This is a genomic window from Actinacidiphila epipremni (assembly GCF_012034175.1).
Classification (GTDB): domain Bacteria; phylum Actinomycetota; class Actinomycetes; order Streptomycetales; family Streptomycetaceae; genus Actinacidiphila; species Actinacidiphila epipremni.
In genome coordinates, this window is sequence record NZ_JAATEJ010000028.1 from 51,933 (window position 1) to 67,564 (window position 15,632).

At 74.2% G+C, this 15,632-nt stretch carries 11 protein-coding genes; 3 read left to right on the forward strand and 8 right to left on the reverse strand.

The genetic code is table 11. From position 1 onward, the window contains the following. Positions 1–128: 128 nt before the first annotated feature. Positions 129–1,157: an RNA polymerase subunit sigma-70 gene (locus HCN08_RS28200; protein WP_322974730.1), complete on the forward strand. Its 1,029-nt coding sequence runs from the start codon at positions 129–131 to the stop codon at positions 1,155–1,157. Beyond that, entirely contained in the window at positions 1,154–1,789 is a 636-nt protein-coding gene (locus HCN08_RS28205) for a TIGR03086 family metal-binding protein (protein ID WP_167986098.1), read from the forward strand. Before HCN08_RS28200 ends, HCN08_RS28205 begins: the two co-directional genes overlap by 4 nt. A 92-nt stretch (positions 1,790–1,881) precedes the next feature. Here HCN08_RS28205 and HCN08_RS28210 read toward each other — a convergent pair whose 3' ends face one another. The 8 genes from HCN08_RS28210 to HCN08_RS28245 all read right to left on the reverse strand — a co-directional run bounded on the left by HCN08_RS28210 (position 1,882) and on the right by HCN08_RS28245 (position 14,181). Next, on the reverse strand, positions 1,882–3,327 hold the full coding sequence (locus HCN08_RS28210) for an MFS transporter (RefSeq protein WP_322974732.1): 1,446 nt from the start codon (positions 3,325–3,327) through the stop codon (positions 1,882–1,884). 78 nt (positions 3,328–3,405) lie between these two features. Further along, on the reverse strand, positions 3,406–4,428 hold the full coding sequence (locus HCN08_RS28215) for a LacI family DNA-binding transcriptional regulator (RefSeq protein WP_167986099.1): 1,023 nt from the start codon (positions 4,426–4,428) through the stop codon (positions 3,406–3,408). A gap of 198 nt (positions 4,429–4,626) precedes the next feature. Continuing rightward, on the reverse strand, positions 4,627–6,669 hold the full coding sequence (locus HCN08_RS28220; protein WP_167986100.1) for a CBM96 family carbohydrate-binding protein: 2,043 nt from the start codon (positions 6,667–6,669) through the stop codon (positions 4,627–4,629). Positions 6,670–6,757: 88 nt separating this feature from the next. Then, a complete protein-coding gene (locus tag HCN08_RS28225; RefSeq protein ID WP_322974733.1) occupies positions 6,758–8,230 on the reverse strand; it encodes a DHA2 family efflux MFS transporter permease subunit in 1,473 nt (490 codons plus the stop codon). A gap of 267 nt (positions 8,231–8,497) precedes the next feature. After that, positions 8,498–11,149 carry a LamG domain-containing protein gene (locus HCN08_RS28230; protein ID WP_167986101.1) on the reverse strand — a complete coding sequence of 884 codons (2,652 nt, stop codon included), beginning with the start codon at positions 11,147–11,149 and terminating at the stop codon, positions 8,498–8,500. After that, complete coding sequence (locus HCN08_RS28235) at positions 11,146–11,979, reverse strand: carbohydrate ABC transporter permease (RefSeq protein ID WP_167986102.1); 834 nt, start codon at positions 11,977–11,979, stop codon at positions 11,146–11,148. Before HCN08_RS28235 ends, HCN08_RS28230 begins: the two co-directional genes overlap by 4 nt. Next, on the reverse strand, positions 11,976–12,875 hold the full coding sequence (locus HCN08_RS28240; protein ID WP_322974734.1) for a carbohydrate ABC transporter permease: 900 nt from the start codon (positions 12,873–12,875) through the stop codon (positions 11,976–11,978). Before HCN08_RS28240 ends, HCN08_RS28235 begins: the two co-directional genes overlap by 4 nt. Before the next feature lie 28 nt (positions 12,876–12,903). Then, the gene (locus HCN08_RS28245) at positions 12,904–14,181 is read right to left on the reverse strand and encodes an ABC transporter substrate-binding protein (protein ID WP_167986103.1); all 1,278 of its coding nucleotides are present in this window, start codon (positions 14,179–14,181) and stop codon (positions 12,904–12,906) included. 328 nt (positions 14,182–14,509) lie between these two features. Between HCN08_RS28245 and HCN08_RS28250 the strand changes: the two genes are divergently transcribed. Beyond that, the gene (locus HCN08_RS28250) at positions 14,510–15,481 is read left to right on the forward strand and encodes a LacI family DNA-binding transcriptional regulator (protein ID WP_167986155.1); all 972 of its coding nucleotides are present in this window, start codon (positions 14,510–14,512) and stop codon (positions 15,479–15,481) included. The last annotated feature ends 151 nt before the right edge of the window (positions 15,482–15,632 follow it).

A 15,632-nucleotide genomic window follows, 5' to 3' on the forward strand; every position in this document is an offset into this window, starting at 1 on the left:
CCGCGGCCTGACCGCGCCCGCCGCGGTACGGACCCGGGCCCGGGTCCGTACCGCGCTCGCGCGATGACTTTCCGGGGCCTGCGGTGTCTGTACCGGTGAAGGTTCCCCGACCACCCCGGAGACGCCACGTGACCACCCTGACCGGCCGCGGCACCGCGCAGGCGGCGCCGCGCGACGACACGGAATTCCTGGAGCGCGCCGCCGCCTTCCGCCCCGAGCTGCTGGCGCACTGCTACCGCATGCTGGGCTCGGCGCAGGACGCGGAGGACCTGGTCCAGGAGACCCTGCTGCGCGCGTGGCGCGGCCGGCACGGCTTCGAGGGGCGGTCCTCGCTGCGCTTCTGGCTCTACCGCATCGCGACCAGCGCGTGCCTGACCGCGCTCGGGCACCGCAGCCGCCGGGTTGTGCCGGCCGGGCTCGGCGCCGCGAGCGACGACCCGCAGGCGCCCGCCGGCGCGGACGGCGCGGACATCGCGTGGGTGCAGCCGCTGGCCGACCCGCCGCCCGACCCCGCCTCGGTGGTCGAGACCCGCGGCAGCGTACGGCTCGCGCTGGTCGTCGCGCTGCAGGAACTGCCGCCCCGGCAGCGGGCCGTGCTGATCCTGCGCGACGTGCTGGCCTGGCGGGCCGCCGAGGTCGCCGCGCTGCTGGACACCAGCACCGCGGCCGTCAACAGCGCGCTGCAACGGGCCCGCGAGCGCCTGGAGCAGGCCGCGCCGCGCGAGGACGACGTCCACGACGTGCTCGACGCGCGCGGCCGGGCCCTGGTCGACCGCTTCGCCCGCGCCTTCCAGGACGCCGACGTGGCCGCCCTGGCCCGGCTGCTGCGCGACGACGTACGGCTGGAGATGCCGCCCGAGCCGGTGTGGTTCGCCGACCGGGCGGTCGTGCTGCGCTTCCTCGGCGAACGCGTCTTCCCGCACATCACCGAGCAGCGCTCCCTCGCGCTGACCGTCAACGACGGCCAGCCCGCGCTCGCGACGTACCTGCGCGCCGCCGACGGCCGCTACCACCCGCACGCCGTCGACGTCCTGACGCTGCGCCAGGGGGCGGTCGCCCGCATCCTGGTCTTCCGCGACACCGCGCTCTTCCCCGCCCTGGGGCTGCCCGCGACACTGCCCGCCGGCACCGGCCCGGACGTGCCGTGGCGGTGGTGACCGAGCGGGTCAGGGCCGTCCTGCTGCTGGAGCAGGCCGCCGGGTACGGCCTGGCGAGCCTGGCCGCGCTGCCGGCCGGCGGCCTGGGGCGGCCGACGCCGTGCGCGGGCTGGACGGTGGCGGACCTGCTGGGGCACCTGCGCGAGTCGATGGCCGCGCTCCAGGAGGCCACCGACCACGGCGCCGTCGCCCTGCTCCCGCCCGCCGGGCCGCACACCGGCCCGCCCGCCGAGCTCGCCGGACCGCCCGCCGGGCCCGCCGACCCGGTGGCCGCCGTACGCGCCGGGGCCGCGCGGCTGCTGGCCGGCTGGCGGCGCTGGGCGGCCCGGCCGGGGCCGGCGTGCGTGCCGGTACGGGTCGGCGGCCTGCCCGTGCCCGGCGACACGGTGGCCCTCGTGGGGGCACTCGAACTGGCTGTCCACGGCTGGGACCTCGCCCGGGCCTGCGCCGACGCCCGGCCCATACCCGCGCCCCTGGCGCTGGCGATCCTCCGCCGCGCCCCGCAGCTCGCCGACGCCTCGACCCGCACCGCGATGTTCGCCGCCCCGGTCCCGGTCTCCCCGCTGGCCGCCCCCAGCGACCGGCTCGTCGCCTTCCTCGGCCGCGACCCGGCGCATCCCGCCGCCGGCTGAGCGCCCGGCCCGGACGCGCCACCGAGGAGACCGCCGCGGGCACCCCCGCGGGCGCCGTACGGCGATCTCCTCCGCCTCGCGGCCGGGCCGGGTCAGCCCCGCGCCGGCTCCCGTACGGCCGAGCGCACCGCGTCCTCCTGCGCCTTGCCCGGCGCCAGCAGCGCGACGCCCGCGCCCACCGCCGCCGCGGCGGCGGCGACGAACTCCGCGGCCCTGAAGCCGTCCATGAACGAACCGGCCGTCCGGTAACCGCCGTTGGCCGCGAAGACGGCCACCAGCACCGCGACGCCGAAGACGCCGCCGGCCTCCCGTACGGTGTTGTTGGTGCCGGCCGCCACACCGGAGTCCGCGACCGGGACCGAGCCGACGACCGCGTTCGCCACCGTCGGGAACACCAGCGAGATCCCGACGCCCGCGACGACCAGCGGCGCGACCACCCGGCCGTAGCCGGCGCCGGCGGAGGCGGCCAGCGCGAGCCACAGCATGCCCACCGCCTGCAGCAGCATGCCGAGCACCATGAACGGCCGGTTGCCCAGCCGCTCCGACAGCGCCCCCGCGACCGGCGCGACCAGCATCGGCATCGCCGTCCACACCAGGATCCGCAGGCCCGTCTGCAACGGGTCGTAGCCGAGGCCCAGCTGGAACATCTGGGTGATCATGAAGAGCGAGCCGATGAGCGCGAACGCCATGAAGAACACCGTGCCGTTCGCCGCGGAGAAGCCCCGGACCCGGAAGTACCGCAGCGGCAGCATCGGGTGGCGCGCCCCGCGCTGCCAGCCCAGGAACGCCCCGAGCAGCAGCACGCCGGCGACCAGCGCCACCACCACCTGCGGGTCGCCCCAGCCCACCTCCGGCGCCCGGACCGGCGCCCACACCAGCGCCAGCAGCCCGGCGCTGACCAGCGCCACACCCACCAGGTCCAGCTGCGGGCGGTCGCCGCGGCTCTCCCGGAGCACCACCATCGACAGGGCGGCGACGGCCACGCCCACCGGCACGTTGATCCAGAAGATCCACTGCCATGACACGTCCTGGATGATCACCCCGCCCAGCACCGGCCCGGCGGCCACCCCGAGCCCGGTGATCGCGCCCCACACGCCGATCGCCGCACCGCGCCTGTCGGCCGGGAAGGCGTGGCTGATCAGCGTGAGCGTCAGCGGCAGCACCACCGCCGCGCCCGCGCCCTGCACCACCCGGGCGGCGATCAGCGCCGACGCGGAGTCCGCGGTCGCGCACGCCAGCGACGACAGCGTGAAGACGGCCACGCCCAGCGCGTACATACGGCGCCGCCCGAAGCGGTCGCCGAGCGCCGCGCCGGTCAGCATCAGGCACGCGAAGGCCAGGTTGTAGCCGTTGACCGTCCATTCCAGATCGGCGAGGCTCGCGTGCAGCTGCTCACGCAGCGTCGGCAGCGCGGTGGCGACGACCACCACGTCGAGCGAGGTGAGGAACGCCCCCAGCGACGCCAGGACCAGCGTCCACGCCGTGCGCGGCGGCGCCGCCGCCTGCCGCGGCCTCGTCGATTCCGTCAGAGTTGACACCTGAGACGACCTTCCCGTCCGGCCCCGGCACGTCGGGCCGGCGGTCCCGGCAATACAGACCAGGCCGGTGGGGGGAAGTCATCGGGTACGGTCCGGCACCGGCCCGGTGGAGCCGCGCAGCACCAGCTGGGTGGCCAGCTCCACATGCAGCGCGTCCACGGTGTGCCGGTCCAGCAGCCGCATCAGCAGCGAGACGGCCATCCGGCCCATCTCCTCCAGCGGCTGGCGGACGGTCGTCAGCCGCGGCACGGTGCTGCGGCTGAGGTCGATGTCGTCGAAGCCGGTGATCGACAGGTCCTCGGGCACCCGCAGCCGCCGCTCGTACGCCGCCCGCAGCGCGCCGACCGCGGCCTTGTCGTTGAACGCGACCAGCGCGGTGGGCCGGTCCGGCAGGTCCAGCAGCTCGCACGCCGCGTCGTACCCCCAGTCGGCGGTCGGCTCGATGCTGCGCAGCAGCTCGGGGGAGGGCAGCACACCGGCGTCGGCGAGCGCCGAGGTGTGCCCGGCGAGCCGGGACTGGCTCGCGAGCCAGTCGCCGGGGCCGCCGATCACCCCGATCCTGCGGTGGCCCAGCTCCACCAGATGCGCGGTGACGGCCCGCGCCGCGGTGAGGTTCGCCGCCGACACCGAGGCGATGTCCTGCGGCAGCGGGGTGCGCGGATCGACCACCACGAAGGGGAAGTCGGCCGCCCGCAGCGCCGCCAGGTCCCGCTCCGGCTCGGGCGGCACGATGAGGACCGCACCGGCGACCGCCGGGTCGTCCGGCAGCGCGCCCAGCACCTGCAGCTCACGGGCCGCGTCGCCCGCGCTGAGCACCAGCCGCCTGCCGTACAGGTCCAGCGTCTCGGCGATCGAGGAGACGATGACGCCGAAGTAGTCGGTGAGCACGTACGGGCAGCGGACGAAGATCGCGCCGCCGGCCGCACCGGGCCGGGCCGGCGCCGGCGCGCCCAGCCGGGCCACCGCGCGGCGCACCAGCTCGCGGGTGTCGGGGGCGACGTTGGCATGGCCGTTCATCACCCGGGAGACCGTGGCGATCGACACCCCGGCCTCCGCCGCGATGGCCCGGACCGTGGCCCGGGAACCCGGCTGCCTAGCCACGCGTTACACCGCTCCGTTTCATACGCGCCAGGGTAGCGGTGCCTTCGGGTACCGGGACAGAGGGTTGACAGCAGTGGGACGCACGGGGTGTGCTGGAAAGCCGCGGCGCGCCCGGGTGTTACATCGCGTTCCACCGTGGCCGCGCGCACGGGCCGTACCGCAGCTGTCGAGGGATCAGCTGCGGTACGGGCGCCGCCGTCACGGCGTGGCGAAGGTGAGGGTGAGCTGCGGATGCCCGGTGGTGCCGGGCGCGTTGCGGGACCAGAACCACGCGGAGTCCGTGCCCGCCGACGTCAGCGCGAGGTCGTAGCCGCCGCCGAGCGCCGCGGTGAGCGCCGGCAGCGCCAGCGCGGCGGCGTAGTCGGTCTGCAGGGCGGTGGGCGCCGGCAGCGTGCCGACCGAACCGGCGTCCAGCGCAGGCTGGTTCGCCCAGGTCACGCCGGTCTCCGTCCAACTGCCCGCCACATGCTGCACGGTGAGGGTGTCGGCGGAGCCGGCGAGCGCGTCCGAGCTGGTGCGGACCGTCAACCGCGCGGATTTCAGGACCATTCCGGCCGGCGCCGCGGGCAGCGTGAAGTGCAGGAAGGCGCGGTAGGCGGAGCTGCCGCGCACCGCAAGCTGCTGGTCGTTGCCGTAATTGGCGCTCACCGCCGCCGCGTTGACGTAACTGTCGGCGTCCGCCGGGACGGTGAGGGTGCGGGAGGCCGGTGTCCCGGAGGTGGTGAAGCTCACCGGCGCCGACTTCACGCTGGTGTTGCCCGCCGCGTCGGAGGCGGTGACCTGGTAGGTGTACGTCGTGCCCGGCTGCGTGTCGTGGTCGATCAGCGCGGTGCGGCGGCGGTTCCAGAACGTCGAGGACGCGCCGGCCGTGCCGATCCTCGCGCCGTCGCGGTAGACGGTGTACGTCAGCGCCGAGTCGTCGAGGTCCAGCGAGTCCTGCCACATGACCTTCACCGCACCGGAGTCGGCGATCGCGTCCACCAGGTCCGGCACGGTGGGGGTGCGGGTGTCGGGGGTGCTCGCGAAGCGCACCAGGCCCTGCTGCGGCCGGTTGCCGTTGCTGGCGATCCGGGTGAACTCCCCGCCGACCCACAGGTAGTCGGTGCCGCCCTTGCCGGCCAGCGTCAGCGCCCGCGGGCCGATCTGCTCGGTGCCGGCCGGGCCGTCGTCGGTGTCGGGGAACCAGCCCAGCAGCTGCGGGCCGCCGACCGGCTCGGCGAGCAGGTGCTGGCGGTCCTGCATCTGCGGGAAGCCGCCCATGCTGGAGCAGTCATGGGCGTGCGAGGCGCTGTACAGCACGCCCCGGTAGACCTGCACCGCCTGCGTCGCGCCCAGGCACGAGTCGCGCCAGCGCACCGCGAGGGTGCCGAAGTCCACCGCGATCCGGCCGTCGAAGCCGCCGGTGCCCTCGTTCGCGGTGTAGAAGCCGGTCGCGTCCGACGCCAGGTCCTGCACGGTGGAGGTCGCGCCGATGAGCCCGGGATACGTGTGGACGTTCGCGCCGGTGGCGGCGTCCACGACCGCGAGGGCGTGCGAGTTCGCGCCGTTGACGGTGTCGAAGTCGCCGCCGAGGACCGCCTTCGAGCCGTCGGGCGAGAGCGCCAGCGCCTTGCCGGCCTTGTCCGCGGCCGGTGCGAAGGGCCGCAGCGCGCCCGCGGTGCTCACCGCGGCGAAGTGCTGCCGGGCCTGGCCGCCGACCGAGGTGAAGTTGCCCGCGAGGTAGACGGTGTCCGCGGTCGCGAGGATGCCGCGGACCTGCGCGGACACCGCGACCTTGAAGCCGCTGCGGACCGTGCAGGTCGCGATGTCCACCGCCGCCAGGTTGCTCACCGGTGTCCCGCCGACCGCGCCGAACGTACCGCCCACATACAGCGTCGACCGGTCCGGCGACACCGCGAGCGCCCGCACCGTCGCGGTGCCGGTGCCCACGGTGAACGACAGCCGGCAGGAGGTCGGGACGCCGGTGGCGGCGTCGAACGCCTGGAAGTTCAGGGCCTGTTGCTCGCTCGTGCCGGCGGCGGCGCCCGGCGGGCGGACCGCGGAGAACGTACCCCCGGCGAAGACCACGCCGCCCGCCTGGGCGAGCGCCCAGACCACGCCGTTGGTCTGCCAGGTCGGCAGGTCGTCCGCGGTCATCGCCACCGGCGCCGTCAGCGCGACCGCCGGCGGCGCGGCGGTGAAGCCGGCCAGCGACGCCGCCGCGAGCCCTAACGCCGCAAGACCCGCGCCGTAACTCCTCATGTGCCGCCGCCCCCACCCGAGAAGCCGATCACGGCACGGCGCCGCACCGTGCCGTACGGCACCGCTCCGCGCGGCGCCCGGGGCAAGGCTAGCTTTTCCCCTTCTCCAGGATGCCCGTTTCGCCGCCTCCCACCCGTGCCGCGGGCTCCGGCTGCTGCGCCGGGGCCGCGGCCGGGGGAGCGGGGCGGCGGGCCGGGACGCCGAGGGCGACCAGCGCCCCGAGGAAGGCGTAGCCGGCGACCGCCGACATCGCCGCGGTGAAGCCGCGCTGGAAGTCCGCCGCCGAGGCGTAGCCGCCGCGCCCGGCGAAGACCGCCACGGTGACCGCGGTGCCGAAGACGCCGCCGAAGATCCGCAGCATCATGAACGCGCCGGACGCCTGCCCGATCTCCTGCGGTCGCACCGCCCCGACCACCGCCCGCTGCGCCGCCGGCATCGCCATCGTCAGGCCCACGCCGCTGACGACCAGCCCGGGCAGCAGCTCCGGGTAGGCGGTGCCGGTGCCGGCGACCGCCGCGATCCACGTCATGCCGAGCCCCTGCAGCAGCAGGCCGCCGGCCACGAACGCCCGCTCGCCGAAGCGGTCGGCCAGCCGCCCGGCGATCGGCGCGCACACCATCAGCGTCGCCGTCCACGGCATCAGCCGCAGGCCCGCGCCGAGCGGGCCCTGGCCGCGTACCGTCTGGAAATACTGCGCCAGGAAGAACAGCGTGCCGTACAGGGACGCGAAGACCAGGAAATTCGCCGGGTTGGCGGTCGCGAACGCCCGCACCCGGAAGAAGCGCATCGGCAGCATCGGCGCCGCCGTCCGCCGCTCCCACAGCACGAACGACGCCACCAGCACCACGCCCAGCACCCACGCGCCGAGCACCTCCGCGCTGCCCCAGCCCGCGGTGTTGCCGCGCACCAGGCCCCACACCAGGCCGAACGCGCCGCCCGTCACCAGCAGCACGCCCACCAGGTCGAAGCGGGTGTGGGGCCCCGAGCTCTCCGCCAGGCGGCGCGCGGTCAGCGCGATGACGGCCGCGCCGACCGGCAGGTTCAGCCAGAACACCCAACTCCAGTCCAGGCCCTCGGCGATGACGCCGCCGATGAAGGGCCCGCTGAAGGTGGCCAGGCCCGTGATGCCCAGATACAGGCCCATCGCCTTGCCGCGCCGCTGCGGCGGGAAGGCGGCGCTGACCATGGTCAGCGACAGCGGCAGCACCATCGCGGCGCCCGCGCCCTGGAGCGCGCGGAAGGCGATGAGCGCGCCGACGTCCCCCGACAGCGCGCACGCCGCCGAGGCGACCGTGAAGAGCGCGACGCCGGCGGTGAAGACCCGGCGCCGCCCGAAGCGGTCGCCGAGCGCGGCGCCGGTCAGCAGCAGGGCGGCGAAGGTCAGGTTGTAGGCGTTGACCACCCACTCCAGCGCCGCGGTCGACGCGGTGAGGTCCTTGCGTATCGTGTTCAGGATCGTCGAGACGACCACGCTGTCCAGCGACATCATGAACGACGCCGTCGAGGCCAGGGCCAGGACCCAGCGCTGCGCCGGTGTCATCCGTACGTTCTCGGTAGCCACTTTCTCCCCTTGCTTGCGGGTTCTTCCACAAGGGGCAGACACGGCGTACCGCGGAAAACTGTCAGGGCCGGCAGTCGTGCGGCCCGCGAACCTGCCGGCTCGCGGACCTGCCGACCGCGGACGCACCGGCCCGGATACGGCAGGGCCCGGGAGGACCGCGCCTGCGGCGGTACTCCCGGGCCCCGGTGCCGTCCGGCGCGCCGCCCGGTCCGCGCCGCCCGAGCCGACCTCGGCGGGCAGGACCGGCGGGCGCTGCCGGGCGGCGGCTCAGCGGGCCGGCGCACCCCCCGCGGGGCCGAGGTCGAAGCCGACCGCCCGCACATGGCGCAGCTCGCCGAACGCACCGCGGGTGGCGCCCGCGACCGGTCCGGCGAGGCCTTCGACGCCCGCCTCGATGCCGAACAGCCCGGCCAGCACCGCTTCGGTGACCGCGACCGCCGCCACCGACTCCCGGTTGGACACCCCGCGCTCGGCGACCCGGTAGGAGCCGTCCGCGGTCACCTCCATGGCCTGCCCCCACAGCCCGCCCGAGGTCGCCCGGTGCGCCCGGCGCAGCACACCGGCGGCGAGGTCCGGCCGGCCCAGCCGGCACAGGCCGTACGCGGTCGCGCCCGGCCAGGCCGCGAAGGCGCCCGCGGCCCCGTGGTCGGGGCGGTCGGACAGCGGGGCGACGGGGTCCCGCGGGTCCAGCGCCCGCATCCAGTCGCCGTCGAGCAGCCGCCCGGCGACGAACCCGACCATCTCCGCCCGCTGCCCGGCCGGCAGGTCCCCGGCCATGTCCGCCGCGACCAGCGCGAAGTCCAGGACGTGCCCGATGCTGTCGCAGCCCTCGGGCCGGGCGATCCGCCACCGCCCGCCGCCCGCGTACTGCCCGAGCACCGCCTGCGCCAGCGCGTCACCGTCCGCCCGCGCCGCCGCCGCCTCGGCGCCCTCCCCGAGCAGGTCCAGCAGCGCGCCGAGGGTGCGCAGCATCCCCGCGTAACCGGCGTTGAACGACACCACCGCGTCACGGTAGTTGGGCACGCACTCCAGCAACTCCCAGGCGTCCCGCCCGAGATCCACCAGCACCCCGTCGCCGAAGGCCGCCCGGCGCGACCGCGGCCGGTAGGCCATCGCCCGCAGATGGTCCAGCACACTGCGCCCGCCCGCGAGTTCACCGAGCAGCCCGGTGTCGCCGGTCACCCCGACGTACGCCGTCACCGTACGGAACAGGGCATGGTCGTTGGCCGCGTAGTGGTTGCCGACCGGCAGCAGGTTGTAGGTGTCGAAGGAGTGGCAGTGGTCGTACGGCTGCGCGAGCGCCGCCAGGATCCACGCCCGCATGCCGCGCGGCTCCAGCATCGCGGCGGTCCTGGCGAATTCCGACTGGTCCCAGAAGTAGGTGGTCGTCGGCCCGAGCCGCGGCCCGCCGGTCAGGAACACCGGACCGGTGCGCGACACCCGGGTGTTGCGCAGGTAGACCGCCAGCAGCGCGCCGAGGTAGTACGTACGCGCCAGGTCCGCGTCACCGGTGACCAGCGTCGGCAGCCAGCCCGAGAACTGCGTGCCGCCCGGCTCGAAAGCCTGCCGCCAGATGTCCCGCCAGCGCGCCGCGACCTCGTCGAATGCCGCGCCGAACCCGCCGGCGACCTCGGCCGCTGCCTGCCGCACCCGGTCCGCGTCGTCGCCGATCTCCAGGACGAAGCCCAGCTCACGGCGCTCCCCGGGCGCCAGCAGCACCTCCCAGCGGGCCAGCCCCCGCGCGCCCTCGGCCGTGAGCGCATCGGGCGCGGCGGCGAAGGCGTAGGCGCAGCGGGCCGGGCTCGACGCGTCGGCGACGACCAGCGCCCCCTCCCGCACCGCCGCCGTCCAGCGCTGCCCGCCCCACCAGGGCGCGGTACGGGCCGCCGCCGCGCCGTCCAGCAGCAGTACGGCCCCGTCCGCGCCGAACCGGACGGCGAGCCGGTGCCAGGAGCCGACCGGCAGCGGCCCGGGCGCGACCACGTACTCCCCGCCGATCCGCAACGACGGCCGGCCGCCGTCCAGCCCGAGCTGCGCGGAGTCGGGGTGGTTGCCGTGGGTGGCGACGACCCCGGTGGCGCCGGGCTGGTCGACCCGCACCTCCAGGGCGAGCGTGTCGCCCGCGGCGAGCGCGGCCGTGCCGGCCCGCACATCCGTCCCGGCCCGTACCGTCCAGGCCGCCGCGGCGTCGCCGACCGGCTCGGCCGTGCCGTCCGCGCGCAGCACCCGCAGCGCCCGCACCAGGCAGGGCGCGCCGGGCGCCCTGACCCGGCCGGAGTCGGGGGTGGAGTGGTCGGGCAGCTCGGACTCCAGCAGCATCGGGGCGGAGTCCTCGTCGCGCTGGATGCCGGGGATCCGCGGTGAGCCCAGCCGGATCCACCGCTCGCCGTGCGGCAGCGTCTGCACCTGCCGCGGGCGGTCGGCCAGGACCTCGGCGCGCAGCCGCTCGGTGGCGTAGAAGTCGTGGTGGTGGCCGCTGTTCCACGGGGTGCCGTACAGCCAGCCCCAGTCCGTCGTGCTGCGGGCGACCATCGCGAGCAGTTCCTGCTCGACGGTCACCGGGAGGGCCGTGTCACCGGCGTTGTGCAGGGTGATCCGCCACAGCAGCCGGCTGCGCTCGTAGCCCATCCGGACCTCGGTGCGTACCGCCAGCGCGCCGCTGCCGGCCGCCCGCTGCACGCCCCAGGGCGCCCAGCGCATCCGCTCGGCGGCGAGCGGCCGGCCGCCGACGCGCAGCACCCCGGTGTGGTAGCCGCCGCTGTAGGGGGTGAAGGCCAGCCAGGACAACGATGTCAGGTCGTGGTTGACATGGCCCTGGCCCCACTGGTTGCGCAGCGTCGGCAGGTGTGCGAGGGCGGCGGCCGGCAGCCAGTCGCCGGCCAGCTCGTCGAGCGCCGGCACACCGGCGCCGGCGCTCACTTGGCCGACCCCGACGTCAGGCCGGCGATGAACTGCTTCTGCATCGCCAGGTAGCCGGCGACCGGGATCACCCCGGCCAGGAACATGATGCCGAACAGCTGCCCGTAATCCATCTGGAACTGCCCCACGGAGAGATAGAGACCGGTGGTGATGGTCTGGCCCTGCAACGGGCCCAGGATGAACTGCGGGTTGAGGAAGTCGTTCCAGATCCACAGCGACAGGAAGATGGCTACGGTCGCGGTGGCCGGCCGCACCAGCGGCATGATGATCGTCCACCAGATCCGCAGGCCCCCGGCCCCGTCCAGCCGCGCCGCCTCGACGACTTCGTCCGGCACCGCCCGCATGAAGCCGACGTAGACGAAGACGGCGAAGGAGAAGTACCCGCCGCCCAGGTTGGACAGGATCAGGCCCGGGTAACTGTGGTCCAGGCCGAGGAAGTCCAGGATGTGGATCGTCGGCAGCAGCACTACCTGCGGCGGGATCATCAGCCCCGCGGCGAGCACCGCCAGGACCAGCGCCCGCAGCCGGGTGCGGCGGCGGGAGACGAAGAAGCTGAAGGCCGAGCCGAGCGGGATCAGCAGCACCACCGAGCAGACCACCACGACCAGCGAGTTGCGCAGGCCCAGTTGGAGCAGGTGGTCGGGACGGCCGAGGGCGGTCGACAGGTTGCCCAGCGTCGGGTGGACCGGGGGCGCGGCGGGGGAGGAGACGATGTCGTCCTCCTTCTTGAACGCGTTGACCACGGTCAGGTAGAGCGGGCTGACGAAGGCCAGCACCACCACGGCGGCGAGGACGAGCCGCGCCGGGCTCAGCAGCCGGCGTCCGGTCACAGGTCGACCTCCCTGCGGCGCAGCATGCTCGTCACGGACAGCGCGATCACCGCGGACAGCGCCAGCAGGAACATCGCGATCGACGAGGCGTATCCGAACCGGTCGTCGGTGAACGCCATCTTCACGATGTACTGCGCCGTGGACTGGGTGGCGTTGGCCGGCCCGCCGGAGGTGAGCACCTGGATGACGTCGTAGAGCTTGAGCACCGTGATCAGCGAGATGGTGACGCTGATCGTGGTCGCCGGCGCCACCATCCGCACCGTGATCATCCGGAACTGCTGGGTGGTGCTCGCGCCGTCGATGGCCCCGGCGTCGTACAGCTCGCGCGGGATGTTCTGCAGCGCGGCCAGGTAGACCACGGTGGTGAAGCCGGACAGCACCCAGGCGACGACGACGCCGACCGAGAACTGCGCCAGGTGCGGCTTGCCGAGCCAGTCCACCGGGTCGTGCACCAGGTGCACGCTCTTCAGCAGCGTGTTGAGCAGCCCGTCCTGGGTGAGGATCGTCTTCCACACGAAGCCGACGATCACCCCGGAGACCACCTGCGGCAGGAACGCCAGGGTGCGCAGCACCCGGTAGCTCAGGGCGGTCCGGTCCAGCAGCAGCGCGAAGGCCAGCCCCAGCACATTGGCCACCACCGTCACGGCGAGCGCCAGCAGCAGGGTGAAGACGACGCTGTCGCGCAACTGCGTGTCGTGCAGCATCTCGGAGTAGTTGGCGAACCCGATCCAGTTGCTGCCGGACTTCAGCGGGTTCTCGTCGGTGAAGCTGCTGCGCAGGCTCATGAAGACCGGTACGACGATGAAGACCGTGTAGAGCAGCAGGCCGAGGGCGGCGATCAGCCGCAGGCCGGCGTCCTGCGAGGTGTGGCGGAAGGGTGGCGAGGGCGGCTTCACCGCACACGTCCTTTCGTGGTGCGCGGGTTCACTTGGTCGCGGTGTCCCAGGACTTGTCCAGCTTGGACATCTGGCCCTTGACGTCGGAGCTGTTGAACAGCGCCTGCGCGGCGGCGTAGAGGTCGTTGTTGAGCGAGCCCGGCAGCGCGTCGTCGTTGGTGGCCCAGCCGATCGCGCCGACCTTGGCGTCGGTCCGCGTCACATACGCGTAGGAGTCGGTGAAGGCGGGGCTGACGGTGACGCCGTAGTCGTCCAGGGTCTTGTTCTTGAGCATCGGGTACGCGCCGTCGACCTCGATGAGCGCCTTGAGGTTCGCCGGGTCCAGGGACCAGGTCTTGGCGAAGGCGGTGGCGGCCTTGACGTCCTCGGCCTTGGCGCTGATCGCCATCGAGCCGCCCACCGCGAAGGGCACCACGACCTTGCCGTCGTCGGTCGGCCACGGGAAGACGCCGATGTTGTCCCACTGGTCCTTGGGGATGGAGCCGAGGTACCAGCTGCCCATCGGGTACATCGCGGCCTTGCCGGCGTTGAAGTTCTTGATGGAGTCGGCGTAGCTGACGTTGAGCGCGCCGTCCTCGAAGTAGCCCTTCTCCACCAGGGTGCGCATCTTGGTCGCGGCGGTGACCACGTCGGCGTCGGCGAACTTGACCTTGCCGGCGTGGCGTTGCTGGATCCACTGCGGGTCCTTGCCCAGCACGTCCGCGCTGAGCGCGCCGGTCAGCGGCATCGCGGCGGCGAAGGGGTCGTTGCCGCCCAGCTCCAGCGGGGTGATGCCGGCCGCCTTGAGCGTGGCGTTGACCTGGAGGAACTGCGCCCAGGTGGTGGGCGGTTGAACGTGCGCCTTGGCGAAGAGCGACTTGTTGTAGAAGACCAGCGGGATGATCTGCGAGTTGGTCGGCGGGATGTAGACCTTGCCCTTGATCGCATTGCCCTGCGGCAGCAGGAAGTTGGCGTCCACCCACGACTGGTCGTAGGGCGTGAGCAGCCCGGCGTCGGTGTACTGCGACGGCGTGATCGACTGCAGCAGGTCGGGGAACTGCCCCGATGCCTGGAGCTGCTTGGCGTACGAGTCGCGGTCGGTGCTGGGCGCCACCACCTGCTTGATCGTCAGCCCCGGCACGGTCTTCTCGGCCCGGGCGATGGAGTCCTTCCAGAACGCCGGGGTGAGGGAAGGGGTGTTGAAGGTGAGATACGTCAGCGTCGTCTTGCCGCCGGCCGCGCTGCCGCCGCTGGAGGCGGAGTTGGAGCACGCGGCGAGCAGCAGCAGGCCGGCGGCGCCGGCTATGGCGGCACTTCTTCTGAACATGGCCGTCCCTTTCCTGGGTGGGGAGCGCAGAGATTCCTTGGTTGCCTCGGTCCGTGGGGGAGACCCGAGATCCCCGGCCGCGGTCGCCGGAAGGCGCGGCTCGTGTCCGCGGTCGGGATAACGTTATCTCGCCGAGTACAGTAAGGTTCCGCGACAGCAAGTCAAGCCCCCGCACCATCACGGACCGGTCTCGGCCCACCGGGGGCAGGTCAGCGCACCACCGGCGAAGGGAAGCGAAGTGCCTGGTCCAAGCGCTACCGGCAGGCCCGGCGACAAGCCCCGTGCCGGCCGCGAGGCCGAACCGCCGCGCAAATCGCGCCGGCCCACCATGGTCGACGTGGCCCGCGAGGCGGGCGTCGCGCTGCGTACGGTCTCCCGGGTCGTCAACGGCGACGCGACCGTCGGCGACGAGCTGGCCGCACGTATCAGGACCGCCATCGACCGGCTCGGATACCGCCCCGACGTGCGCGCCCGGCAGCTGCGCAGCGGACGCACCGGCACCATCGGCGCCGCCGTGCGGCACATCGCCGACGCGCACCCGGTGCTGCGCGCGGTCGACGAGACCGCCCGCGAGGCCGGGCTGACCGTGGTGGCGATGTCCACCGAGGACGACCCGGAGCGCGAGCGCGAGGCCGTGATGTCCATGTGCGGGCGGCGGATGGACGGCATCGTCATCGAGCCGATCGCCGACGGCCACCAGTACCTCCAGCCGGAGATCGACAACGGCCTGGCCGTCGTCGCCTTCGACCGGCCCGCCACCGGCGTCGAGGTGGACACCGTGCTGTCCGACAACCGCGGCGGCATCCGCCAGGCCTTCGCCCACCTGGCCGCGCAGGGCCACCGCAGGATCGGCTACATCGGCGACGACGAGCGCATCTACACCGGTCACGAGCGTGCCGCCGCCTTCCGGCACTGCCTGCGCGAGGCCGGCCTGCCGGTCGAGGGGCGGGTGCACCCCGGACCCATCGACGACCGCCGCATCGGCGCCGCGCTGGAGTCCCTGCGCCGCGGCCCCGAGGGCGTCACCGCGCTGGTGACCGGCAACTTCTCCACCACGGTCGCCGTCATCCGGGCGCTGGGCCCGGACTTCGGCAGCCTCGCGCTCGTCGGCTTCGACGACTTCGGGCTCGCCGACCTGCTGCGGCCGGGGCTGACGGTGGTGGCGCAGGGCGAGCGGGAGATCGGGCGCACCGCGATCGAGCTGTTCCGGGCGCGGCTGGCCGAGCCGGCGCGGCCGGTGCGTACGGTCATCGTGACGACGTCGCTGATCGTCCGGGGCTCGGGGGAGATCGCGCCCTGAGGCGCGGGTTCACGGGGACGGTCGCGGGCCCTGTTACGGGGCCCGGTTGTGGGGCCGGGTGCGGGCTCGGGCGGCGGCCCGCGCGACGGCCGGGCGACGGGTCCGGGTGGCCCGCCCCCCTTTACAACGCGCGGTGGCGCCTCTATAAACG

Coding starts and splice junctions, on each gene's coding strand:
- HCN08_RS28250 (WP_167986155.1), top strand. CDS start 14,510: ATGGTCGACGTGGCCCGCGAGGCGGGCGTCGCGCTGCGTACGGTCTCC.
- HCN08_RS28245 (WP_167986103.1), bottom strand. CDS start 14,181: ATGTTCAGAAGAAGTGCCGCCATAGCCGGCGCCGCCGGCCTGCTGCTG.
- HCN08_RS28220 (WP_167986100.1), bottom strand. CDS start 6,669: ATGAGGAGTTACGGCGCGGGTCTTGCGGCGTTAGGGCTCGCGGCGGCG.